This is a genomic window from Streptomyces sp. A3M-1-3 (genome assembly GCF_024213665.1).
Lineage (GTDB): Bacteria > Actinomycetota > Actinomycetes > Streptomycetales > Streptomycetaceae > Streptomyces.
The window spans coordinates 175,021-198,186 of record NZ_JANAVP010000005.1 but is presented as its reverse complement, the minus strand read 5'-3'; the positions used below and the strand labels follow the sequence as shown (position 1 = coordinate 198,186).

At 70.9% G+C, this 23,166-nt stretch carries 22 protein-coding genes and 1 tRNA gene; 7 read left to right on the top strand and 16 right to left on the bottom strand.

What is annotated here, in order from left to right; translation table 11 throughout:
• Nucleotides 1–204 precede the first annotated feature (204 nt).
• From NLX86_RS07945 to NLX86_RS07905, 9 genes are all read right to left on the bottom strand, one after another.
• Nucleotides 205–1,047: an HAD family hydrolase gene (locus NLX86_RS07945; protein ID WP_254370875.1), complete on the bottom strand. Its 843-nt coding sequence runs from the start codon at nucleotides 1,045–1,047 to the stop codon at nucleotides 205–207.
• Nucleotides 1,044–2,321 carry a serine--tRNA ligase gene (gene serS / locus NLX86_RS07940; RefSeq protein ID WP_254370874.1) on the bottom strand — a complete coding sequence of 426 codons (1,278 nt, stop codon included), beginning with the start codon at nucleotides 2,319–2,321 and terminating at the stop codon, nucleotides 1,044–1,046. Before serS ends, NLX86_RS07945 begins: the two co-directional genes overlap by 4 nt.
• Before the next feature lie 422 nt (nucleotides 2,322–2,743).
• The gene (pheA, locus tag NLX86_RS07935) at nucleotides 2,744–3,676 is read right to left on the bottom strand and encodes a prephenate dehydratase (protein ID WP_254370873.1); all 933 of its coding nucleotides are present in this window, start codon (nucleotides 3,674–3,676) and stop codon (nucleotides 2,744–2,746) included.
• A gap of 121 nt (nucleotides 3,677–3,797) precedes the next feature.
• Nucleotides 3,798–5,051, bottom strand: coding sequence for an iron uptake transporter deferrochelatase/peroxidase subunit (efeB, locus tag NLX86_RS07930; RefSeq protein WP_254370872.1), 1,254 nt, complete (start codon nucleotides 5,049–5,051; stop codon nucleotides 3,798–3,800).
• A gap of 5 nt (nucleotides 5,052–5,056) precedes the next feature.
• Complete coding sequence (locus NLX86_RS07925) at nucleotides 5,057–7,030, bottom strand: copper resistance CopC/CopD family protein (protein ID WP_254370871.1); 1,974 nt, start codon at nucleotides 7,028–7,030, stop codon at nucleotides 5,057–5,059.
• A gap of 14 nt (nucleotides 7,031–7,044) precedes the next feature.
• Nucleotides 7,045–7,503: a copper chaperone PCu(A)C gene (locus tag NLX86_RS07920; RefSeq protein WP_254370870.1), complete on the bottom strand. Its 459-nt coding sequence runs from the start codon at nucleotides 7,501–7,503 to the stop codon at nucleotides 7,045–7,047.
• Complete coding sequence (locus NLX86_RS07915) at nucleotides 7,500–8,153, bottom strand: SCO family protein (RefSeq protein ID WP_254370869.1); 654 nt, start codon at nucleotides 8,151–8,153, stop codon at nucleotides 7,500–7,502. Before NLX86_RS07915 ends, NLX86_RS07920 begins: the two co-directional genes overlap by 4 nt.
• Nucleotides 8,154–8,188: 35 nt before the next feature.
• Nucleotides 8,189–8,950, bottom strand: coding sequence for a YcnI family protein (locus tag NLX86_RS07910; RefSeq protein WP_254370868.1), 762 nt, complete (start codon nucleotides 8,948–8,950; stop codon nucleotides 8,189–8,191).
• A gap of 91 nt (nucleotides 8,951–9,041) precedes the next feature.
• Nucleotides 9,042–9,896, bottom strand: coding sequence for a hypothetical protein (locus tag NLX86_RS07905; protein WP_254370867.1), 855 nt, complete (start codon nucleotides 9,894–9,896; stop codon nucleotides 9,042–9,044).
• Between the two features lie 237 nt (nucleotides 9,897–10,133).
• On the opposite strand from NLX86_RS07905, the gene NLX86_RS07900 reads away from it, so the two are divergent.
• Entirely contained in the window at nucleotides 10,134–10,586 is a 453-nt protein-coding gene (locus tag NLX86_RS07900) for an ATP-binding protein (RefSeq protein WP_254370866.1), read from the top strand.
• A gap of 32 nt (nucleotides 10,587–10,618) precedes the next feature.
• On the opposite strand, the gene NLX86_RS07895 is transcribed toward NLX86_RS07900, so the two are convergent.
• Nucleotides 10,619–12,100 carry an aminopeptidase P family protein gene (locus tag NLX86_RS07895; RefSeq protein ID WP_254370865.1) on the bottom strand — a complete coding sequence of 494 codons (1,482 nt, stop codon included), beginning with the start codon at nucleotides 12,098–12,100 and terminating at the stop codon, nucleotides 10,619–10,621.
• A 78-nt stretch (nucleotides 12,101–12,178) separates the two neighbouring features.
• A complete protein-coding gene (locus NLX86_RS07890) occupies nucleotides 12,179–13,669 on the bottom strand; it encodes a PP2C family protein-serine/threonine phosphatase (protein ID WP_254370864.1) in 1,491 nt (496 codons plus the stop codon).
• 535 nt (nucleotides 13,670–14,204) lie between these two features.
• On the opposite strand from NLX86_RS07890, the gene NLX86_RS07885 reads away from it, so the two are divergent.
• Together NLX86_RS07885 and NLX86_RS07880 are read left to right on the top strand one after the other, a co-directional pair.
• Nucleotides 14,205–14,879: a bifunctional DNA primase/polymerase gene (locus NLX86_RS07885; protein WP_254370863.1), complete on the top strand. Its 675-nt coding sequence runs from the start codon at nucleotides 14,205–14,207 to the stop codon at nucleotides 14,877–14,879.
• A gap of 124 nt (nucleotides 14,880–15,003) precedes the next feature.
• Nucleotides 15,004–15,591: a hypothetical protein gene (locus NLX86_RS07880; RefSeq protein ID WP_308409556.1), complete on the top strand. Its 588-nt coding sequence runs from the start codon at nucleotides 15,004–15,006 to the stop codon at nucleotides 15,589–15,591.
• Between the two features lie 181 nt (nucleotides 15,592–15,772).
• Here NLX86_RS07880 and NLX86_RS07875 read toward each other — a convergent pair whose 3' ends face one another.
• The 3 genes from NLX86_RS07875 to NLX86_RS07865 form a co-directional block, all read right to left on the bottom strand.
• On the bottom strand, nucleotides 15,773–16,759 hold the full coding sequence (locus NLX86_RS07875; protein ID WP_254370862.1) for a DUF5926 family protein: 987 nt from the start codon (nucleotides 16,757–16,759) through the stop codon (nucleotides 15,773–15,775).
• A gap of 219 nt (nucleotides 16,760–16,978) precedes the next feature.
• Nucleotides 16,979–17,581, bottom strand: coding sequence for an ATP-binding protein (locus NLX86_RS07870; protein WP_254370861.1), 603 nt, complete (start codon nucleotides 17,579–17,581; stop codon nucleotides 16,979–16,981).
• A 53-nt stretch (nucleotides 17,582–17,634) separates the two neighbouring features.
• Nucleotides 17,635–18,438 (bottom strand): glycerophosphodiester phosphodiesterase, encoded by an 804-nt coding sequence (locus tag NLX86_RS07865; protein ID WP_254370860.1) that lies wholly within the window; start codon nucleotides 18,436–18,438, stop codon nucleotides 17,635–17,637.
• A gap of 207 nt (nucleotides 18,439–18,645) precedes the next feature.
• Between NLX86_RS07865 and NLX86_RS07860 the strand changes: the two genes are divergently transcribed.
• The 3 genes from NLX86_RS07860 (at nucleotide 18,646) to NLX86_RS07850 (ending at nucleotide 20,689) form a co-directional block, all read left to right on the top strand.
• Nucleotides 18,646–20,097, top strand: coding sequence for a S1C family serine protease (locus NLX86_RS07860; RefSeq protein WP_254370859.1), 1,452 nt, complete (start codon nucleotides 18,646–18,648; stop codon nucleotides 20,095–20,097).
• A 42-nt stretch (nucleotides 20,098–20,139) separates the two neighbouring features.
• Nucleotides 20,140–20,224 (top strand) — tRNA-Ser (locus tag NLX86_RS07855).
• 81 nt (nucleotides 20,225–20,305) lie between these two features.
• A complete protein-coding gene (locus tag NLX86_RS07850; RefSeq protein ID WP_254370858.1) occupies nucleotides 20,306–20,689 on the top strand; it encodes a hypothetical protein in 384 nt (127 codons plus the stop codon).
• Between the two features lie 10 nt (nucleotides 20,690–20,699).
• Here NLX86_RS07850 and NLX86_RS07845 read toward each other — a convergent pair whose 3' ends face one another.
• The gene (locus NLX86_RS07845; RefSeq protein ID WP_254370857.1) at nucleotides 20,700–21,506 is read right to left on the bottom strand and encodes an MBL fold metallo-hydrolase; all 807 of its coding nucleotides are present in this window, start codon (nucleotides 21,504–21,506) and stop codon (nucleotides 20,700–20,702) included.
• Between the two features lie 281 nt (nucleotides 21,507–21,787).
• Here NLX86_RS07845 and NLX86_RS07840 point away from each other — a divergent pair, with 281 nt between their 5' ends.
• The gene (locus NLX86_RS07840) at nucleotides 21,788–22,129 is read left to right on the top strand and encodes a DUF6344 domain-containing protein (protein WP_254370856.1); all 342 of its coding nucleotides are present in this window, start codon (nucleotides 21,788–21,790) and stop codon (nucleotides 22,127–22,129) included.
• A gap of 78 nt (nucleotides 22,130–22,207) precedes the next feature.
• On the opposite strand, the gene NLX86_RS07835 is transcribed toward NLX86_RS07840, so the two are convergent.
• Nucleotides 22,208–23,095 carry a bifunctional DNA primase/polymerase gene (locus NLX86_RS07835; RefSeq protein ID WP_254370855.1) on the bottom strand — a complete coding sequence of 296 codons (888 nt, stop codon included), beginning with the start codon at nucleotides 23,093–23,095 and terminating at the stop codon, nucleotides 22,208–22,210.
• Nucleotides 23,096–23,166: the final 71 nt, after the last annotated feature.

Genomic DNA, 23,166 nt, shown 5'->3' with positions numbered 1-23,166 from the left:
GCGCATTCGCGCGGGCCGCCCCCTCCCGGAGGATTGGCCGAGTGGTAAGGCAGCGGCTTGCACTGTGCTCAATCAAGAGCAGCGTAGTCGGGGCCGGAAACCCCGCGCGTGTTCGATCCGCGCTCCTCCGCACAGCAGAGAGCAGAAAGCCCTGCGACGGGGACCAGCCGTCCCGCCCGCAGGGGCTCCTGGCGGGAGCCGGCCTCAAGCGGCCAGCAACTGCTCCAGCACCACCGCGATGCCTTCGTCCTCGTTCGACGCGGTGACCTCCTGCGCCACGGCCTTCAGTTCCTCGTGCGCGTTGGCCATCGCCACTCCGTGCCCCGCCCACGCGAACATCGGGATGTCGTTCGGCATGTCACCGAAGGCGATCGTGTCCGCGGCCCGCAGTCCCAGCCGCCGCGCCGCCAGCGAGAGCCCGGTGGACTTGCTCAGCCCCAGCGGCAGGATCTCCACCACGCCCGGACCGGCCATCACCACGTCCACCAGGCTGCCCACGAGCGAGCGGGCGACCCGCGCGAGCGCGTCGTCGTCGAGGCCGGGGTGCTGGATGTAGACCTTGTTCAGCGGCGCCGACCACATCTCGGCCGGGTCGTCGCAGAGCACCACCGGAAGCGGCCCGTCCTGCACCCGGTAGCCGGATCCGACCAGCACCTCGCCGTCCAGTCCGTCCCGGCTCGCGGCCAGCGCCAGCGGGCCGACCTCCGCCTCGATCTTGGCAAGGGCCAGCCCCGCCAGCTGCCGGTCCAGGGTCACGGACGTCAGCAGCCGGTGCTCGCCCGCGTGGTAGACCTGCGCCCCCTGACCGCAGACGGCCAGCCCCTCGTACCCCAGGTCGTCCAGGATGTGCCGGGTCCACGGCACCGCCCGGCCGGTGACGACGATATGCGCGGCGCCCGCCGCCGTGGCGGCGGCGAGCGCGTCACGCGTGCGCTGCGAGACGGTCTCGTCGCCACGCAGCAGCGTGCCGTCCAGGTCGGTCGCGACGAGCCGGTACGGGAAGGGAGGCGGGAAGGGAGACGGGTGAGGAGCGGGAGCCGAGCTCACTTGGGGACCGGCTCCAGCAGCTCACGGCCGCCCAGGTACGGACGGAGCACCTCGGGCACCCGCACCGAGCCGTCCGCCAGCTGGTGGTTCTCCAGGATCGCCACGATCGTGCGCGGTACGGCGCACAGCGTGCCGTTCAGCGTCGCGAGCGGCTGCACCTTCTTGCCGTCGCGCATACGCACCGAGAGCCGGCGCGCCTGGAACTCGTCGCAGTTCGAAGCGGAGGTCAGCTCGCGGTACTTGCCCTGGGTCGGGATCCACGCCTCGCAGTCGAACTTCCGCGAGGCCGAGGCACCCAGGTCACCCGTCGCCACGTCGACCACCTGGAACGGCAGCTCCAGGCCGGTCAGCCACTGCTTCTCCCACTCCAGGAGCCGCTTGTGCTCGGCCTCGGCGTCCTCCGGTGCGACGTACGAGAACATCTCGACCTTGTCGAACTGGTGGACGCGGAAGATGCCGCGGGTGTCCTTGCCGTACGTACCGGCCTCGCGGCGGAAGCACGGCGAGAAGCCGGCGTACCGCAGCGGCAGCTTGCCGGCCTCGATGATCTCGTCCATGTGGTACGCCGCGAGAGGTACCTCGGAGGTGCCGACCAGGTAGTAGTCGTCCTTCTCCAGGTGGTAGACGTTCTCGGCGGCCTGGCCGAGGAAGCCCGTCCCCTCCATGGCGCGCGGGCGCACCAGGGCGGGCGTCAGCATCGGGATGAAGCCGGCCTCGGTGGCCTGCGCGATGGCGGCGTTGACCAGCGCCAGTTCCAGCAGCGCGCCGACGCCCGTCAGGTAGTAGAAGCGCGAGCCGGAGACTTTGGCGCCGCGCTCGACGTCGATGGCGCCCAGCGCCTCGCCCAGCTCCAGGTGGTCCTTGGGCTCGAAGCCCTCGGCCCCGAAGTCACGGATGGTGCCGTGCGTCTCGAGGACGACGAAGTCCTCCTCGCCGCCGACCGGGACGTCGGGGTGGACGACGTTGCCGAGCAGGAGCAGCAGGCGCCTGGCCTCCTCGGCGGCCTCGTCCTGTTCGGCGTCGGCGGCCTTCACGGCGGCGGAGAGCTCGCCGGTGCGCTTGAGCAGCTCGGCCTTCTCGTCGCCGGTGGCCTTGGGGATGAGCTTGCCGAGCGACTTCTGTTCGGAGCGGAGCTCGTCGAAGCGGACGGCGGAAGACCTGCGCCGCTCATCGGCGGAGAGCAGTGCGTCGACGAGCGCGACGTCCTCTCCACGGGCGCGCTGGGAGGCGCGCACACGGTCGGGGTCCTCACGGAGCAGGCGAAGGTCAATCACCCCCCCAGGCTACCGGTGCGTGCTTCCTGCCCTCGACCCGATATTCCATTACGTGGCACTTTGCCCGAATTGCCGGAATTCAGAGAGCTCTCATTGTCCACAGGGATTCAGTATCCATAAAGTTATCCACAGGCTGTGTGGGTGATCTGTGGACAGTGGAAGAGATCATTCCGAAAGGTGCATGCAGCGCGAAGGATTCCCCGCCCAAACCCCGCCCACGCACTCATTCGGGTGGGAATGACTCGCTCCAAAGAGTTGATCAATGAAATAGGGCTGACGAGAGGCGACATGGCCTCCTGTGGACGCAACCGCGGTCTCTGAGGTCTCTGAGCAGATTTGTCGACCATGCCGGATTCCGTTGTCGACTTGTCCCCAGGTCGAGAAGGGCCCCTGTGGATAACTAATTCCGCAGACGACGAAAACTACGCCCGGCCGTCGAGGCAGCGCGTCAGCCAGTCCGACGCCGCCGTGAACTCGCGGTCCGAGGTCCCGCGGCGCAGCGCCCGGACATCCTCGGTGGCCACTCCCGCCCGCGGATAGGACCCGAGGAACCGCACCTGGGGGCAGATCCGCTTGAGCCCCATCAGGGCCTCGCCCACCCGCCGGTCCGCGATATGGCCCTCGGCGTCGACGGCGAAGCAGTAGTTGCCGATACCGGCACCGGTCGGCCGCGACTGGATCAGCATCAGGTTGACCCCGCGCACCGCGAACTCCTGGAGCAGCTCCAGCAGCGCACCCGGATGGTCGTCGCCCAGCCAGATGACGACGGACGTCTTGTCGGCGCCGGTCGGGGCGGACGGCCGGGCGGGCCGGCCCACCAGGACGAAGCGGGTCTCGGCGTTCTCCGCGTCGTGGATCTCGGTGACCAGCGGGACGAGTCCGTACGTCGCCGCCGCGAACTCGCCCGCGAAGGCGGCGTCGAACCGGCCTTCCTGGACGAGCCGTGCGCCGTCCGCGTTCGAGGCGGCCGACTCCCACAGGGCGTGCGGCAGGTTCGCCGCCAGCCAGTTTCGCACCTGCGGCTGGGCGACCGGATGCCCGGTCACCGTCTTCACGTCGGACAGCTTCGTGCCCGGCCGCACCAGCAGCGCGAAGGCGATCGGCAGCAGCACCTCGCGGTAGATCATCAGCGGTTCGCCGGAGGCGAGTTCGTCGAGGGTGGCCGTGACCCCGCCCTCGACGGAGTTCTCGATCGGTACGAGCGCGGCCGCGGCCTCCCCGTTGCGTACCGCGTCCAGCGCGGCGGGCACCGACACCATCGGGATGAGTTCCCGGGTGGCGGCTTCGGGGAGCGTGCGCAGGGCGGCCTCGGTGAAGGTGCCCTCCGGGCCCAGATACGTGAAGCGGGTGGACATACGGTCACCCTAGTGACTCCTCCCTCTCGATGAAACGAGAGGGCTTCTCACTTGACCTTGAGAGGCCTCATGACGGCCAAGCCCTGACCGCTCCCTGAGGGGAGGCCAGAACTCCACCAGCTCACGACTCCAGCAGCCGCTGCCCCACGTACTCGCCCGGCCGCGCCCCGCCGGGCACGGCGAACAGCCCGCTCGCCTCGTGGCGGATGAACGGTGACAGCGCGTCGCCCCGGTCGAGCTTGCGCTGTACGGGCACGAACCCCTTCAGCGGGTCGGCCTGCCAGCAGACGAAGAGCAGGCCGGCGTCCGGCACCCCGTCCGGGCCGATGCCGTCGTGGTACGAGAAGGGGCGCCGCAGCATGGCCGCGCCGCCGTTCTGTTCGGGCGCGGAGATCCGGGCGTGGGCGTTGGAGGGGATGACGAGTGTCCCGCCGGGGCCGGTTTTGTCGAGGTCCATTTCGGTGGTTTCGCTGCCGCCCGAAAGAGGGGCGCCGTTCGATTTCTTCCGGCCTATGACCTGTTCCTGCTCGGCGAGGGGGAGCTTCTCCCAGTCGTCGAGGAGCATGCGGATGCGGCGTACGACCGCGTACGAGCCGCCGGCCATCCATGCGTACTGCGGGTCGCCGTCCGCCGGTACGAAGATCCGCCGGCCGAAGTCGTGGTCGGAGGGCTTGGGGTTGCCGGTGCCGTCGATCTGGCCCATCAGGTTGCGGGCGGTCATCGGCCGGGCGGTGGCGCCGGGCGAACGGTTGAAGCCGTTCATCTGCCAGCGCACCCTGGCCGCGTCGCCCGCTTCCTTCTGGAGTGCGCGCAGTGCGTGGAAGGCGACGAGGCCGTCGTTCGCGCCGATCTGTATCCACAGGTCGCCGTTGCTGCTTTTGGGGTCGAGGTGGTCGGAGGAGAAGTCGGGCAGCGGGTCGAGTTGGGTGGGCCGCCGGCCGGTGAGGCCGGTGCGGTCGAAGAGGGTGCGGCCGAAGCCGAAGGTGACGGTCAGGGAGGAGGGCCCGGCGTCCAGGGCGATGCCGGTGTCCTGGCCGAGGGGGCCGACGGTCTCGCCGGCCATCAGCCGCTGCGCGGCGGCCGACCAGCGGCGCAGCAGTGCGGTGGCCTCCTTGCGGCCGGCGCCCGGTGCGAGGTCGAAGGCGACGAGGTGTCCCTTGGACTGCATGGGGGTGGTGATGCCGGCCTGGTGCTCGCCGTGGAAGGCGGCGGAGGTGGAGCCGAGGGTGGTCAGTCCTTCAGCGGCGGGCGCGGGGTCGGAGGCGGCAGCGGCGTGGCCGAGTGCGCCGCCGGCCGCGCCCAGCGCGAGGCCGGTCGCGCCCGCGGCGCCGACGGTGCCGAGCAGCCGCCGTCTGGTGATGTCGTTGTCGGTCACGCCGGTCAGCCGATCTTCACGTTCTTCTTGACGGTCACTTGGTCGATGTCGGAGGAGCGCACGGTCACTTCGATCTTCCAGTCGCCCGGCAGGGGGATCTGGACGCCGCTCGCGGTCCAGTGGCCGGTCGCCAGGCGGTCGGGGGTGACGGGGAGGGGGCCGATCCGCTTGGACTCCAGGGTGAAGGCGACCTTCACCTCGGGGACGTCGAGCGGTTTGCCGTTCGGGCGGTCGAGCCAGAGGTGCATGTCGTTGCCGCCGGTGCGGCCCGGGTCGAGTTCGAGCCGGGCGGTGCCCTTGCCGTCCGCGCCGCCGGTGTCGAAGGGGATGCTGATCTTCACGGGCCGGTCGGGTACGGCGGTGGTTGCCTGCCCGCCGGCGCGGCCGGGTTCGGTGCTGGTCAGTACGCTCGTCACGGCCAGCAGCACCACGGCGACGGCCGCCTCCGCCAGCACCGAGCGGCGCAGTCCGGTCCGCTCGGCGTCGGCGTTGCGGATCCGCTTCTCGCGGGTGGTGGTGAGGGCGGCCTGCTGGCGGGCGAGTTGGGCGGCGCGTTCGGGGTCGTCGGGGACGGTGACGGGGACGGTGACGGGTGCAGGCTCCTCGGCCTGTTCCTCGGCCTGTTCGTCGGCCCGTTCCTCTGCCGGTTCTTCGACCGGTTCCTCAGCGGGCTCCTCGGCTGCGGCCTGCGCGGCGGGCGCCGTCGGCACTGTGAGCCGGGCGGTCCACCTCCGGGAGATCCATGCGACGCCGACGAGCAGGGCGACCAGGGCCACCTTGACCAGCAGCAGCTGCCCGTACGACGTATCGGTCAGCGCGGACCAGGAGCCGACCTGCCGCCAGGACTGGTAGAGGCCGGTCGCGGCGAGCACGAGGACGCTGCCGAAGGCGACCCGGGAGAACCGCTGCACGGCGTCGCGCTCAATGCCGGGCGGCGCCTGGTGGAGGGCGACGAGCAGCGCCGCCAGCCCGCCGAGCCAGGCGGCGACGGCGAGCAGGTGCAGGACGTCGACGGGCATGGCGATGGCGGGCTGGATGCCGGTCGAGGCGTGTTCGGACAGCGCCCAGGTGGCGGCGATGCCGGCGGCGACGACGGTGCCGCCGATGGCGAGTCCGAAGGCGAGGTCCTTGTTCTCGTTCGCCGCCTCTTCCCCGCCGGGTTCGTCAGGGGCGGTCTCGCGCTTGGCGAACGCCCCGAAGAGTACGGCGACGAACAGCGCGGCGGCGCCGAGCAGCAGCAGCCGCGAGACCAGGGCGGCGCCGGTCTTGGTGTCGAGTACGGCCTTGAGCCCGGTCAGGTCGAAGACGTCGGCGAGTTCGCCGGAGCCGGTGTACGGGTTGCGCAGCAGCAGCATGGCCAGGGTGGCGGCGGTCAGTGTCACCCAGCCCTGTACGACGAGGCGTTGCAGGGCCCGGACGCCTGCGCCGCGCTGCCAGCAGGCGAGGACGAAGGCCGCGCCGCCGGCGAGCAGGATGAACCCGGCGTACGCGGCATAGCGCGCGATGTCGTAGAGGCCGCCGACCAGGCCGCCGCCGGCCTTCTGTTCGGGCAGGTCGACGGTGGTCTGGGAGGGGGCGCCGATGGAGAAGGTGAAGGCGCCGGAGATGGGATGGCTGTCGGCGGACACGGCCTGCCAGGCCACGGTGTACGTGCCGTTGGGCAGCCCGGAGTGCAGGGCGACGCCGTACTTGATGAGGCTGCCGCTGCACAGGTCGCGCAGTTCGCCGGTGTCGACGCGTTTCGCGCTGGGGTCCATCACGCGGATCGAGTCGTCGCCCATGGCGACCTGTTCGGAGAAGGTGAGGGTGACGTCCTGGGGTGCGCCCGCGACCACCGCCCCGTCCTTCGGGTTGCTTCCGGTCAGCGCGGCGTGCGCCGAGGCGGGGGTGGCGCCGGCGAGCAGGGTGCCCAGGAGGGCGGCGGTGACGAGCAGCAGCCGCGCGAGTGCGGCTCCGAAGCGGGGGGCGGTGGTCGGCATGTTGTGTCAGCCCCTCAGTGCTTCTGCGGGTTGTGGGTGGTCTCCTTCACGGGAAGTTCGACCTTGAGGGGGCCGGACTTCTCGAAGTGCAGTTCCACGGACACCTTTTCGCCCTGCTTCGGCTTCTGCTTGAGCTTCAGGAACATGATGTGGCTTCCGCCGCGCTCAAGATTGAGTTCGCCGTCGGCGGGGATGTCGAAGGATTCGACCTCCTGCATCTTCTGGTTCTTGGTTTCGTGGATCTGGACCTCGCCGGCGATGTCGCTGGTGACCGAGGTGAGTTTGTCCGCGGTGCCGCCGCTGTTCTTGACGGTGAGGAAGCCGGCCGCCATGTCGTCCATGACGGGCTCGGGCATGAACGCGCCGCTGACCTTCAGTTCGGGCTCGGCGCCGTCGCCGCTTCCGGAGCAGCCCGCGAGCGCCAGCGACGCGCTGAGCGCTATGGCGGCGGCGAGGGTGGTGCGGCGGTTCACGGGTTCTCTCCCTTGACGATCTTCGGCAGATCCTTGGCGTAGTCGTCGGACGTGGTGTCCTCGCCGTACAGGACGTACCCCTCGTCGCTCTTCGGGGAGAAGGCGATGACCTGCGCCCCGTGCATGGAGACGACGCCGCCGTCCTTCTCCTTCTTCGCGGGGTCGATGCCGATGCCGAGGGTGCGGGCGCCGGCCTGGATGGTGGCGAAGTCGCCGGTGAGGCCGACGAAGGACGGGTCCTGGGCCCCCAGCCACGAGCCGAGTGAGGCGGGAGTGTCGCGCTCGGGGTCGGTGGTGACGAAGACGACGCGGAGGCTGTCCTGGTCGGCCTTGGGGAGCACCTTCCTGGCGATGGCGATGTTGCTCATGGTGAGCGGGCAGACGTCGGGGCAGTTGGTGTAGCCGAAGTAGATCAGCGTCGGCTTGCCCTTGGTCTGCTCGCGGAGGTCGTACTTCTTGCCGGTGGTGTCGGTGAGGACGAGGTCCGGCTTCTCGAAGGGCCGGTCGAGCACGGTCGCGGCCTTCGTCTTCGCCTGCGCCGACACGTCGGCGACGGGGTTGTGGCTGTGGTCGTCGCTGCCGCCGCAGGCGGACAGGGTGAGTGCGGCCGCGGCGACGAGGGCAGCGGCGAGCACGCTCTTCTTGCGCATGGGGATGTGTCCCGGGTGGTGAGGGGAGGGGCGGGTCAGGACGTGCGGCGGCGGCCGGCGAATACACCGAAGGCCACGCCTGCGGCTCCGACGGCGATGCCCACGCCCGCGAGGACGCGGGCGGTGGTGTCACTGCTGTCGGAGGCGGCGGCGGTCTTCTGGTGGTCGTCGCCCTTGTCGTCCTGGTGGCCCGCGGACTTGTCGTCGGACGTGCCGTCGTCCTTGCCCTCGTCCTTGCCGCCGGTGGCGCCGCCGTGGTGGCCCTCGCCGGTGGGCTCGGTCAGCTTCAGTACGGGGGCCGGGTTCTGCGGCTCCTCGGCGCCCTCCTTGGGCTCCTCGATCCAGCGCACGACCTCGTTGTTGTCGTACGTCTGGAGGGCCTTGAAGACCAGCTGGTCGGCGTCCTCGGGGAGCTGGCCGACGGAGAGCGGGAACTGCTGGAACTGTCCGGGCGCGATCTTGCCGCCGGTCCAGGTGACCTTGGAGACGGCTTCCTTGATCTCCTTGCCGTGGACCTTGAGCGGCTTGGCGAGCTTGGCCTTGGTGACCTCGACCTGCCAGCCGGGCACGGGCTGCGGCATCACGGACGCGAGCGGGTGGTCGGTCGGGAAGCTGACCTCGAGCTTGTTGGTCGAGGCGTTGTCGCGCTCGTTGGGGACCTTGAAGTTGATGGTGGCGTAGCCGCCCTTCTCGGCCTCGCCGGGCTGCACGCTGACGTGCGCGAAGGCAGGGCCCGAGAGGAGCAGGACGGCGGCCGCGGCGACGACGCCGGCGGCGGAGAGACGTGAGACGTTCATGGTGGAAACACTCCACAGGAGTTGAGGAACGGTGGGTTGGCGCGCGGATGTGCGCGCATGCGCGACACCACTCCCGCTGGAGAGTGCCGCGTCAGGCCGCGCGTACGAGTTCGAGAACGCGTACGGGGGCGGGCGCCGGCGGCCCGCGCCTGGTCACCGTGTGCTGGAGTGCGGCGCCGCCCGCGTGGAGGGGGGCGGCCAGTGGGGTACGCGGGGCGCGCGAGCCCCGTACGGGCGCCCCCGGAAGCCCGGTGCGCAGGGCGCGTACGAGGGAGAGGGCGGCGCGCAGCGCCCGTACGAGCGCCCCGGCGGCGAACTCGCCGACCCCGTGGGCGGACAGCCGTAGCAGCCGGGTCAGCGCGGCGTCCCCGCGGCTGAGCAGCCAGCCGGTGGCCAGCGCGGCCAGCAGGTGTCCGAGCAGCATGGGCAGGGAAGGCAGCAGTCCCGTGGCGGGCTGGGCGGCGTCCGCGAGGCTCGCGGCGGCGCCGGTGTGCTGGTGCGCGGCGTGGCCCGCCGCCTGGCCGGCGGCCGGGTCGAGGCCCGCGGCGGTGAGGACCTGCCGGGCCTCGGCGGGACTCAGCGGTACGGCGTTGCCTCCGCACAGCAGCTTGGCGGCGAGTGCGGCCACCGAGGTGTCGGGGGAGACGGGCCGTCCGGCGGGGGCGGCGTGCTGGCCGAGGCCGAACAGGGCGTGCAGGACGAGCTGTCCGCCGGCCAGTGCGCCGGAGATGGCCGGCAGTGAACGTGCCTGCCCGGCCAGCGGCGCCGTACCGGCGAACACGGCGAGGAAGCCGGCGCCCAGCGCCCACCAGGGGACGGTGGCGCAGGAGGCGAGCGCATGCCCGCCGGCGGACAGCACGACAAGGACCGCGGTGAACACCGCGGCCCTCAGCAGCCGCAGACCGGCTCCGGCGTGCGCGACCGGTGTCGCGCCAGGGGTAGGCATGGCCGGGACATCATCGCACTGCCTTCCGGTCCGCCATACGGCAGGTCCGGAACCTCCCGTCCGTCCCAGTACGCCGCACATCGGCCGTGCATATGCCCGCACATACGCCGCACATACACCGGCGTAAGGGGCGCGCGCGTCCGCCGAATGAGCGGTATCACAGGCGCGGGGTGCTTACCGACCGCTATGAGCGGCAATACGTATCGGTATGTCGAGCCGCAGCCAGGAGGCTGGAGCATGAGCATCTGGTGGTCTCTCCACTTGCGGCGCGAGGCCGCGAGCGTTCCGCTCGCCCGAAGGCTTCTCCTCGGGACCATGGAGACCGCGGGGGTCGATCCGGACATCTCCTACGATCTGTCGGTCGCGCTCAGCGAAGCGTGTGCGAACGCGGTCGAGCACGGAGGGGACGACGGGTCCGGCGCATCCTCGGGGGCATACCGGGTCACCGCCTATCTCGACGGCGAGAAATGCCGTATCGAGGTCACCGACTCGGGGCCGGGTTTTCCGGCACGCCGGGGCCCTCGCACCGCTGTCCGTCCGTCGGCCATGGCTGAGCACGGCCGTGGCCTGTGCCTCATCGAAGAGCTTGCCGATCACGTCCGTTTCAGAAACAGGCCGGGGAGCGGTGCGGTGGTGAGCTTCGACAAGATCCTCAAATGGCGCGAGGACGCGCTGCTCAGAGTGTCCTGAGCGACGCGCCCTCGCGGCGGGTGCTGAGCTGATCAGGCCTGGCCGGCCCGCTTGGTGGCCGCCATCCATGCCTCGACGTCGTCGGCCTGCCGGGGCAGGGCCGCGGACATGTTCCGGTTGCCGTCCTCGGTGACCACGACGTCGTCCTCGATGCGGACGCCGATGCCCCGGTACTCCTCGGGCACGGTCAGGTCGTCGGCCTGGAAGTACAGGCCGGGCTCGACGGTGAGGCACATTCCGGGCTCGAGCGTTCCGTCGACGTACGCCTCGGTGCGCGCGGCGGCGCAGTCGTGGACGTCCATGCCGAGCATGTGGCCGGTGCCGTGCAGGGTCCAGCGGCGCTGCAGGCCCAGCTCCAGGACGCGCTCGACGGGGCCCTCGACGAGGCCCCATTCGACGAGCTTCTCGGCGAGCACGCGCTGCGAGGCGTCGTGGAAGTCGCGGTACTTGGCGCCGGGCCTGACGGCCGCGATGCCGGCTTCCTGGGACTCGTACACCGCGTCGTAGATCTTGCGCTGCAGCGGCGTGAAGGTGCCGTTGACCGGCAGGGTGCGGGTGACGTCGGCGGTGTAGAGCGTGTGGGTCTCCACGCCGGCGTCGAGCAGCAGCAGCTCGCCGGAGCGGACGTCGCCGTCGTTGCGCACCCAGTGGAGGGTGGTGGCGTGCGGGCCGGCGGCGCAGATGGAGCCGTAGCCGATGTCGTTGCCCTCGACGCGGGCGCGCAGGAAGAAGGTGCCCTCGATGTAGCGCTCGCTGGTGGCCTCGGCCTTGTCGAGGATCTTGACGACGTCCTCGAAGCCGCGGACGGTCGAGTCGACCGCCTTCTGCAGCTCGCCGATCTCGAATTCGTCCTTCACGGCGCGGGCCTCGGAGAGGTAGACGCGCAGTTCCTCGTCGCGCTCGGCGGTGACCTTGTCGGTCAGTGCGGCCTCGATGCCGGCGTCGTGGCCGCGCACGCCCCGGACCGGGCCGGTGGCCTCGGTCAGGACCGCGGGCAGCTCGCGCACGTCCATGGCGGGGATGCCGAGCAGCTGCTCGGCCTCGGTGAGGGAGTGCCGGCGGCCGACCCACAGTTCGCCCTGGCCGTCGAGCCAGAACTCGCCGTTTTCGCGGTTGGAGCGGGGCAGCAGGTAGACCGTCGCGTCGTGCCCGCCGTCAGCTTCCGGACGGGGCTCCAGGACCAGGACGCCGTCCTCGGTCTGGTCGCCGGTGAGGTAGGCGTACTCGGTGGAGGCGCGGAAGGGGTACTCGGTGTCGTTCGAGCGGGTCTTCAGGTTGCCTGCGGGGATCACCAGGCGCTCGCCGGGGAAGCGCGTGGAGAGCGCGGCGCGGCGGGCGGCGGTGTGCCGTGCCTGCGCGACGGGCTCCAGGCCGCGAAGCTCGGTGTCGGCCCAGCCGGACTGCATGTTCTCGGCAAGCTCGTCGGAGACGCCCGGGTACAGGCCGTTCTTCCGCTGCTTGATGGGTGCCTCTTCAGCTGCTTCCGGGGTCTCCGGGATGAGCTCGTCAGCCACGTCTTCTCCTCGATACGACACTGGACCGTCTTCTCATCGTATGTGTGAGCGGAAGACGGCCCGGCGTCATGTGAGGAATCAGTCAAAACGGGCAGCGAGCAGCACGATGTCCTCGGCCGAGTCGACCGCGTCGAGACCGTCCGGGAGCACGGTCCGCAGCACATGGTCCGCGATCGACCCAGGATCGTCCCGGATGCTCTTCGGCACGCTTGCCGCGGCTGCGTGCAGCCGCGCGAAGGCCCGGTCCATGGGATCGCCGGTGCGGTGCAGCAGTCCGTCGGTGTAGAGCAGCACCGTTTCTCCGGGCGCGGTCTCGACCTCCACGCTGGGCGCCTCCCAGCAGGAGAGCATCCCCAGCGGCGCGGACAGCGAGGTCTCCACGAACTCCGTCCGCCGCTCACCGATGAGCAGCGGCGGGGTGTGGCCCGCCCCGGCCAGCACGATCTTGCGGCGGGCGGGTTCGCAGTACGCGAAGAGCGCGGTCGCCGAGCGGGCCGGCTCGGTCAGCCGCAGCAGCAGTTCGAGGTCGGAGAGTACGGCGACCGGGTCCTCGCCCTCCATCACGGCATAAGCGCGCAGGGACGCCCGCAGCCGGCCCATCGCGGCGACCGCGCTGGGCCCGGAGCCGGTGACCGAGCCGACGGCGAGTCCGAGCGCGCCCTCGGGCAGCGGCAGGGCGTCGTACCAGTCGCCGCCGCCGCGCGGGCCGGTGCGGTGCCGGGCGGCGAGCTGTACGCCGGCGACCCGGGGGAGGCGGCTGGGCAGCAGTTCCTCGGCGACGGTGGCGACCTGGGCGCGGGCCCGTTCCAGCTCCAGGGTGCGGGCGAGGTGCTCGGTCGCGTACCGGGCGTAGAGGCCGACGAGGTGGCGCTGGCGCTCGACCGGCTCGGCCGGTTCGTCGTAGAGCCACACGGCCGCGCCGAGGCGGCCCGCCGTCTCGCCGGCCAGCGGTACGGCGTAGCTGGCGGCGTAGCCGAGCCGGGCCGCGACCTCGCGGTGGCGCGGGTCGAGCCCTTCCTCGCCGAGCAGGTCGGGGTGTGCGCCCTCGCCGTCCGGCAGGCCGTCCAGGATGCGGCCGTACGAGGTGGCGCTGCGCGGCACGGTCTCGATGTGGCCGAGGTCGGCGTGGGCGAGCCCGAGGCCGATGGTGGTGCTGGGGCCGAGTCCGTCGGCCGGTTCGAGGACGACCAGGCCGCGGCGCGCCCCGACGAGGGCGGCCCCGGCGCTCAGCAGCTCCTTCAGCGACTCTTCGAGGCCGCTGGTGCGGGCCAGCCGTTCGGTGAGTTCGTGCAGCGTGGTGAGGTCGGAGACCCAGCCGGCCAGCCGGTCCTGGATGAGCGCGCCCGGGGCGGGCGGGTCGTTCCGGTCCGCGGGGATGGGCGCGACAGTGTGCGCGGGCGTGGGGAGGGCCGGGTCGATTCCAGCCACTTTCGGCAGATGGGGGGCGCTCATGGCAGTCGCCTTTCCGCCGGGTGCGTTCTGCTCAATAGCATCGCAAACCCCCATGTCATTCTGCGCCGCTATCAATGCATCCACATCTACACGCAGATGTGAGTCGATGTCCAGCATTGCCCAGCTGGGATTCCTGGTGTCCGTGAGGCGATATCGGCGCATCCGGCGGATGCGCCGAACTTGGCTGAAAAATGCACCAGGTGAGGACCTTTTGCGGTCGACTGAGGGCGTTCGACAAGGGGGAACCTCCCAGGACGAAGTCCCGGGAGGAGCGTCATATCGAACATGCGGGGTACGTAATCGGTGATGGCCAGGGGCAGTTGGGACGCCCCGGAACCTGGCGGCAGGCCCCGGCGTCCTTACCGGAGTGGGCCGCGCCTCATCCCCGAGTGGCGGGACCAGCTATCCCCGGACAGAGTCCGGTGTACACGGAGCAGTAAGCGCCACGCGCACGCCACCCCCCGCCAGGTGTTTGATGGACACAGTCCAGGTTCGACCTCGCTCGACGCTCGGCTCTCGACCGAGGAGTCGCCCGTGCCGCAGGCCGGCCGGGCGTTCGCAAGCGATGACGCGGAACTTTGTACGTGTAGTGAAGTGATGCACACACGGTGTGATGTGGCCCTCGGCGTTCAACGGAAAGGAACGAGCGCTCATGCGCGAGATCCTCGGAAGGCGACGCAGGCTCCTGTTCCGGCGAAATGGGAAGCCTGCCCTACTCGGTGCGGCGCTGACCTGCGCGACTGAATGGAAGTGGCCCGTTTTCCCGGGTGTGGGAACGGCGCCGGCGGGTGGCCGCGGCCGCCGCTGTGCCTGTCCCGATCCCGAGTGCGCGGTCCCCGGAGCGCACCCCTTCGACCCTGGTCTGCTGGCGGCCTCCACCGACAGGCGCATGGTGCGCTGGTGGTGGACGAACCGCCCGACCGCACCGGTACTGCTGGCCACCGGTGGCCGCGCGCCCTGCGCGGTGAGCCTGCCCGCCGTCGCGGGGGCTCGCGCTCTGGTCGAGCTCGACCGGATGGGGATGCGGCTCGGCCCCGTCGTCGCGACGCCCACCCGCTGGTCGCTGCTGGTGGCTCCGTACTCGCTGGAGCAGCTCGGCGAACTGCTGCACGCCAAGGACTGGGTGCCCAGTTCGCTGCGTTTCCACGGTGAGGGCGGCTATCTGCTGCTGCCGCCGTCCGAGTCGGGCACCGGCCAGGTGCGCTGGGAACGGGCTCCGCTGCCCGGTTCCGCGCGGCCGTGGCTGCCGGATGTCGTCGCGGTCGTCGATGCGCTGGTCGAGGCGAGCACCAGCGCGCCGGACGGCGGAAGCCGGCTCGCGTACTGAACTGCGGTCACTCGTACGGGTGTGTGCGGGGGGCAGTTCCCGGGGAAATGGGCGCGCGGTTCGTCGGATGTCATTGGTCCGTCGCTATCTTCGGCGCACCGTCCCATTTTCCGGCCGTTGACAGGTGGAACGCGCCATGAACCTCCGCATGATCGGGCTCGCGGCCGCCATGGTGTTCACCGCTCTGCTGCCCCTGGCCGGCGCCTCGGCGGGCCCGGAGGAGTCGGCGGACGGCAAGGGGCCCGTACGAAGCCCCGTACGAAGCCCCGTGCAAACCAAGGAGCCCGCACAGGAGGCGTCGCCCGATTCCAGCCTTCTGTCCGGAATTGAGCTTTCTGGTACGAAAGAAAGCGAAATGCCGCAAACATCCGCTCAATGCGGTCCGGAACTCTCCTCGCCGACAGGCGTGGAGGCGCAGACCTGTGTACTGACCGCTCCGGAGAACAACACCTGGGCGCGCACGTATTACCGCAATGCCACCGGCATGGAACTGCGGGCCATTCTGACCCTGATGGGACCGGACGGCCGTACCGTACAGATCAACTGCGCCGTGCGCGCGGAGGGCGAGCCGGATACGTGCGAGACGCCGCGCGAGCCGGTGAAGGGGAGGCCGGACGTGTACACGGCAGTAGCGGAATTTGCCGCCCCGAATGCGGGTGACCCGCTGTTGCTGCGCTCGGGCAGTAACCCGGCACCGCCTGCGGGCAGTTGATTCGGAGAACGCAGACGCCCGGTCGCTGGCGACGGGGGATGCACCAGCGACCGGGCTACTAGAACGGTAACAAGAGATCGGCAGTTCGCAAATTCGATCTCAGGCATTCGGACATCGAATTACCGGCCATTACCAGGAGTTGTGATCGGAGTCACCGGACTGGCTGGTCGGTCGGTGCCCGTCAGCTCAGCGTCACCTGGCGGTTGGTGAGCCCGCCGCGCGCCCGCCGCTCCTCCGCGGTCAGCGGGGCGTCCGCGGCGAGTGCCAGCGCCAGCCGCTCCGCGAACTCCGCGGCCGGCTGCTCCACGTCCTTCGCGCCGACCCCGGTCGGCAGGTCCCAGACCGGGACCATCAGCCCGTGTGCGCGGAACGAGCCGACCAGGCGAGTGCCTTCGCCGAGGCTCGACGTCCCGGCGGCGTGCAGCCGGGCGAGGGCGTCCAGCAGCTGCTCCTCGGGGTGCGGCATGACCCAGCGCAGGTGGTTCTTCTCCGGCGTCTCGCACCAGTACGCGGCATCGACGCCGGAGAGCCGGACCGTGGGGATGGCGGCCTCGTTCGCGCGCTCCAGAGAGGCGGCAACCTCGGGCGTGGCGTTCTCCGAGTCCGGAATCCAGAATTCGAAGCCGCTGTGCACGACCGGCTCGAAAGCAGCCTCCGGGTCGAGCAGGTCCTGCAGTCGCGGACCGGCGGCCGCGACGCGCTGGGCCGTGATGGGGGTGCTGGGCTTCGCGACCAGAGCGCGCTGGAGGGTGTCCGCCAGATCGCGGCTCAGGTCGCTGGAGGACGTGTCGTTCTGCAGGCCCAGCAGTACGGAACCGTCGTCGCGGCGCAGCGCGGGCCAGGCCATCGGCAGTACGGTCGCCAGTGTCACGGACGGAACGCCTTCGGGGAGCCCGTCCTTCAGCGTCAGCGTGATCGTCGCGGCGGGCACCAGCTCGCGCAGCGCGACCCAGTCGCACTCGCCCGGCAGCCCCTCGAACGGGCGCTGGACCAGCTCGGTCACCGCGTGTGCGGCGGCCCGGCCGTGACAGGCCTTGTAGCGGCGGCCCGAACCGCACGGGCACGGCTCGCGGGCCCCCACCACCGGGTAGTTCTCATCAGCGCCTCCGGCGCGGGCCCCTGTGGCGAGCTGCGGCTGCTTGGCCTTGGTCTGGCGCTTCTTGGCCATCGTGGGTGTCTCCCGAGTGCGGCTGTACTGACGGGCGCGAGCCTAGGGGATGTCCGGCCGATCAGGCGGGCTCACGCCGCCCGGCCCGCGCGTCTGCCGCGCTGGCCGAATCCATCCATGGCTCCCCGTGGGTCCGTATGTGGCTCCGGCCACAGCTCCGCACATGGCTCCGCTACGGCCGGATCCGCGCGCCTCGCCGCCGCACCGGCCCCCGGCTCGTCACTCCAACTCCTCCATGGACGCGGCGAACTCGAGCGCCGGCGGCGCCGCAACGCGCGTAGCGAAGTCGTCGTGCCGATGCCCCTCGCTGACGATCACCCACACGGTGACCTCGCCGGCGGCGCCGTCCCGTACGCCCCAGTCCTGCGCCAGCGCACTGATGATGTTCAGCCCGCGGCCGCCGCGTGCGGTGACCGAGGGCGTGGCCGGAACAGGGCGGGTGGGCCCGCCTCCGTCCGTCACTTCGACCGTCAGCCGGCCCGCTTGGTCGACGCGCCACGCGGCGCGGATGTCGCCTTCGCCGACCTCCCGTTCGCCCAGTGGCCTGCCGTGCCGGCAGGCATTGCTGAGCAGTTCGGAAAGGATCAGAACGGCATCGTCGACGACCGATTCGGGCACCCTGCTGATACGCAACTGCTCGCGCATCCGGTGCCTCGCCTCACCCACGCCCGCAGGACCATGGGGTACGGCCATGCTCGACGACGTGGGCACTTCTTGTGCCACCACCAACGCCACCCCCGGAACCTCCTTAGCCCCACGCCACGGTGTGAATGCCCCAATGGACTGGACCGGAAACCGGCCAAGCGGAGGGCAGTGACGCACTCGTAACGATCGAATACGGACCGGATGCGCCGGGGCACACCCCGTAACAGACGCTATGGGCGGCCAAGTTGGGACAGGACCTGCCTGGGGCGGTTCGTGATGATCGCCTCGATGCCGAGATCGACACACAGCTGCACGTCCTCCGGCTCGTTGACCGTCCAGACGTGCACCGAGTTGCCGGCGCGCTGCAGCCGCTCGACGAAGCCGGGGTGGTTGCGGACGATACGGATGCCCGGTCCGGCGATCCGTACCCCGGCGGGCAGCCGTCCGTCGCGCATCCGCGGCGAGATGAACTGCATCAGATAGACGGTGGGGATGTCCGGCGCGCCGGCGTGCACCCGGTGCAGCGAGCGCGCCGAGAAGCTCATGACCCGCACCGGAGAGGGCCCGCCGGCGGGCGGGGCGTCGAGGCCGAACCGCTTGAGGAGGTGGATCAGCCGCTCCTCCACCTGGCCCGCCCAGCGGGTGGGGTGCTTGGTCTCGATGGCCAGCTCGACCGGGCGGTCGGCGTCGGCGACCAGTTCGAGCAGCCGCTCCAGGGTGAGTACGGCGGTCCGCTCGCGGTCCGGATCCCAGTCCGGGGACTCCTCCCGGTCCTTCCACGAGCCGAAGTCGAGGGCGGCGAGGTCGGCCAGTTCGAGGGCGGAGACGGCGCCGCGGCCGTTGGAGGTGCGGTTCACCCGGCGGTCGTGGACACAGACGAGGTGCCCGTCGGCGGTGAGCCGGACGTCGCATTCGAGTGCGTCCGCGCCGTCCTCGATGGCTTTTCTGTACGCGGCAAGGGTGTGCTCGGGGGCGTCCTCGGAGGCGCCCCGGTGAGCGACGACTTGGATGGTCTGCTGCCGTGCGTGGGTCACCGCGTCATGGTGCCACCGTCCGGGGTCCTGTGGCGTAGGGACGTACTGGGGATGCGTCGGGATGCGCCCCAATTGCCGGAGATAAAGGATGGCAGTCGGACTCACAGGTCCGGCTTACAGTGCTCTGACGGCCTATGGGAAAGGCTGCTCTCAGACACGTGTGCAGCCGGACCGTCACTCAAGATGCCGTGGAACGAGGAGAGAGCTGTGAACACCGAGAACGAGGGCCCCGCGGTACCTGCCTCCCCCGCGGCCCCGTCCGCACCTCCTGTGCCGGTGGCCGCTCCCGCGCCCGCGCCCGAGCCCGTAGCGCAGACCGACCGGCCGACCGAGACGCAGTCCGTACCGCCGACGGGCCCGCCTGCGGCCGGCCCTCCGACCGGCCCTCCGACCGGCCCTCCGACCGGCCCTCCGACCGGCCCTCCGGCCGGCGGTGCCGCCGGGTGGCCGCCGCCTCCGCCCGCCCTCCCCTCCTACGGAGCCGGCGGCGGCGGTCCGGTCTGGGGCGCCCCCGAACCGACGCCGTCCCCCGCGGGCGGCCCGAAGCGAGCCGGCGGGCTGGTGGCCGCTGTCCTGGCCGCCGCGCTGGTCGCGGGCGGGATCGGCGGCGGAATCGGCTACTGGGCCGCCGAACGCAACGACACCGCCGGCGACTCGACCACCGTCAGCGCGCCGCAGAACCAGGCGGACCTCAAGCGGGAACCGGGCTCGGTGGCCGGCCTCGCGGCCAAGGCGCTGCCGAGCGTGGTCACCATCGACGCCGAGGGCGGCGGCGAGGGAGAGGGCGGCACCGGCACCGGCTTCGTCTACGACAAGCAGGGTCACATCCTCACCAACAACCACGTGGTGGCGTCCGCGGCCGAGGGTGGAAAGCTCTCCGTGACGTTCTCCGACGGCAAGAAGTACGACGCCGAGGTGATCGGCCGTGCCGAGGGCTACGACGTAGCCGTACTGAAGCTGAAGAACGCCTCCGGACTGACCCCGCTCCCGCTCGGCAACTCCGACCAGGTCGCGGTCGGCGACTCGACGATCGCGATCGGCGCGCCCTTCGGCCTGTCCAACACCGTCACGACAGGCATCATCAGCGCGAAGAATCGTCCCGTCGCCTCCGGGGACGGCTCGGGCGGCAAGAACTCGTACATGAGCGCCCTGCAGACCGACGCGTCCATCAACCCGGGCAACTCCGGCGGCCCGCTGCTCGACTCGCGTGGCGCGGTCATCGGCATCAACTCGGCCATCCAGTCGGCGGGCAACGGCGGCCTGGGCCCGGCGCAGTCCGGCTCGATCGGCCTCGGTTTCGCGATCCCGGTCAACCAGGCGAAGAACGTCGCCGAGCAGCTGATCAAGACCGGCAAGCCGGTCTACCCGGTGATCGGCGTCTCGGTCGACATGCAGGCCCAGGGCGAGGGCGCCAAGATCTCCGAGGAGGGCAGCGGCAGCACGGACGCGGTCACCCCGAACGGTCCGGCCGCCAAGGCCGGCCTCAAGCCGGGGGACGTCATCACCAAGCTGGACTCCACGGTGATCGACAGCGGCCCGACCCTGATCAGCGAAATCTGGACGCACAAGCCGGGCGACAAGGTGAAGCTCACCTACGAGCGCGGAGGCAAGACGACAACGGTGGACGTCACCCTGGGCCAGCGCGAGGGCGACAGCTGACCGGCTAGGCTGTCCTCGCGCCACCGGAGGTCGGTGACGCGGGGTGGGTTGCCCGAGCGGCCTAAGGGAACGGTCTTGAAAACCGTCGTGGCGCAAGTCACCGTGGGTTCAAATCCCACACCCACCGCTTGCAGTGCACTTGCGATCGGCCCCTGACCAGCCATGTTGGTCGGGGGCCGATCGCGTGCGCGGGTGCCCGGGTCTCGGCATGCGGGGGGCGGGCTGCCGGAGCACGCTGGTCCTGGAGCTGCTGGTCGACCGACCGGCAGTCGGCTGGGAAGGGCTGGTGGCGATGTTCGCGAGGCTGAGCACCTATCAGGGGTCCCCGGTGCCCGCGGAGGGCGACCTGACAGCGATATCGGAAGCGTTGGTCAAGCAGGTGCGGACGGTTTCCGGCTTCCGGGGCGTTTACTACCTGGTCGACCGGGCCTCCGGGAAGGCCAAGTCGCTGACCTTGTGGGAGGACGAGCAGGCCATGCTGGCAAGTGAGGACCTGGCCACTCGGATCCGCGAGGAAGCCGCGCAGCGGGAGGGCCAGCGGATCGTCGCGGTCGAGCGCTTCGAGGTGGTTTTCAGCCACTTGGAGCCGTGACGGGGTCCCGTCAGGTAGGGCCGCCCGGTTCGAAGCCGGCGAGCATCCGCTCGAGCGACTGCTGGTCAGGGCCGATGAAGGGATCGGCGTCGGGCGCCTTGCAGATCGTGTCGATCATCCGCGGAGTGAGGCCCACGGCGGGTGGCAGGTGGGTGCAGAGCACGATCTCGGCGTCCATGGCCCGGAGCGGCTGGACCGTCGCGAGGTATTTGTCGGTGTCGACATTCTGGACCCAGGGACTGTCCACGGTGGCCCACAGCAGTTGAGCCGCGCGCAGCTCCTCGGTGGCGACGGCCCCGGCGTCGGCGCCCGTCGCCAGGTCCGCGGTGGGCATGGGCGCGCCGAAGCAGTCCGAGCTGAAGCAGGCTCGCGTGCGGTCGTCGTAGAAGCCGACGGTGGCGGGGTTGTCGTAGAGCGGCGGCCGGAACGCCCGGAGCGTACGGTCGCCGACGTCCAGGACCTGCCCGGGGTTGACCAGGCAGACGCGGTCGAGCGGGAGCGGCCGCTCGGTGGACATGATCCCGGCGCCGACGAACGTCGTCACCACCCGGGCGTCGGGAGCTGCGGCGAGCAGGTCGAACAGTCCGCCGGTGTGGTCGCGGTCGGGGTGGGTGAGCCAGATCCAGCGCACGTCGGCGGGGTCGATGGCCGAGCCCAGGGTCTCCAGGAAGTTGCGGTCCGGGAGCCCGAGGCCGGTGTCGACGACGACAGGCTGGGCGGCGTGCAGAACGAAGGCGTTGACCGGGAGGAAGCCGATCCCGGGCACTTCGAGGCAGTCACCGAGGACGGTGACGGGTCCGAGCCTGTGCATGGTCATGGCGGGTCTCCGAGGTCGGGCTCTCGACTTGCGGCGCCTCTTCATCCAGGTTGAGCCCGTACCGCCCTTGGCGCACGCGGGCGGAGCCGGGCGGCGGCGCCGACCGGAGAGCCGGTCCCGGCACTCGGGATACTCCACCGGAGCAGGTGTGCGGCTGGGCCGAGCGGGTGGTGTTCATCGGAATATCGGCGCACCGGCGGCGTCGCTCCGGCGGATCACGAGATGCGTACACATCATGAGAAAGGTATGTAGATCGCTCCGCTCGAAAGTGAGGGACCGTCATGGCAGCGAACAAGGTCACGACGATGTGGACCGCCTTCCTCGGCGCGCTGGTCGCGCTCTTCGCCGCACTGGGCTTCGCGCGCAGGGCCGCCACCGTTCAGGTTCGGCAGCCGGTCGTCCCCGAGGCCTCGCGCAGGCGTCCGGTACGTACGCAGGGCGCGTACGTACCTGCCGCGCGGCGGTCGCTGTCACGGGGCACGGCTCTGCCTCCCACCATCAAGCAGCGCATCCGCGCCGAGGCGCACAACGCTTCGCCCTCCGCGCGCCGGCTGTCCGCCGACGGGAGCGGTGCCGGTGCCAGTGCCGATGACACGGGGGCGGCGGACCTTCAGCCCGTCTGACGTGCTCGTCTGCCGTGCTCGTCTGCCGTGCTCGTCTGCCGTGACCGTCTGCCGTGACCGTCGGGCGAGCGCCGCGGCTCAGGGCGCCGCTGTCAGGCGCGCCGCAGAGGCGATCGTGGCGCGGGCCTCGTGTTCGGAGAGACCGGTGCGGACGGCAGCCTCGGTGAGGGAGTCCGCGAGAATTTCCCCCAGACCGTTCTCGTACGCACGGCAAGCCGCCCAGAACAGCCGCGTGTTGCGCTGACCCTCGTGAGCCGCCAGCACGAACTGCACCAGACCGTGTCCATCTGGGGGCCGGCCTGCGGGGTGGTGGGAGTGGGAGTGCGGCGGGGGCGTGAGCAGGCGAAGAAGTGCGCCGGGGCACGGAGCGGGCGCGAGGTGTGAGGTGCCGGGCGCCAGCCGGTAGATGCCGTGGGTGGCGAGCGAACCCGGGCCGACCAGGTAGCCGCCGGTGCCGCGGATGTCGATGCCGGGCGCGAGCCGGCCGGCGGAGTTTGGAACGACCACGTCCGGTGGGCCGGTGAGCCAGAGATGGCGACCGCCGCTGGGGGTGAGGACCGTGACCGTCTCCGGGACGGTGAAGAGGTGGCGCAGGGCCAGATGCTGGAGTGCGGCGGTGCTCTCCGTGGCGTCGGGTCCCGCTGTGGTGTCGAGGTCGATGCCGATCAGATGGTGCGGGGGCCGGCCGCAGGCGATGCCGTAGCCGGTGGCCCAGGGAGCGGCGCGGAACAGCGCGCGGATGAGGGCGGGATTGGTGGTGGCGTCGTGCACGCCATGCCCCGGACGGCCGCATTCGCCGCGGCAGAGCACCGGCCGTGGATCTTCGCGGTACGGGGATGACCGATGCGGGGAGCGGAGCGCCGGGAGCTTGGTGCGGGACAGGGGTATGACGGGGAGCCCGCGTTCGGCGGCGGAGAGCGCGTGGGCGAGGGCGAGCGTGTGGGCATGGCGGTCGGTGGTGGCCATGGTTTTATTTTCGTACGTACGTTCGAAGAAAGGAAGGGGGGCAGGCTCGGGGAAGGCTGGGGGAGGCCTGA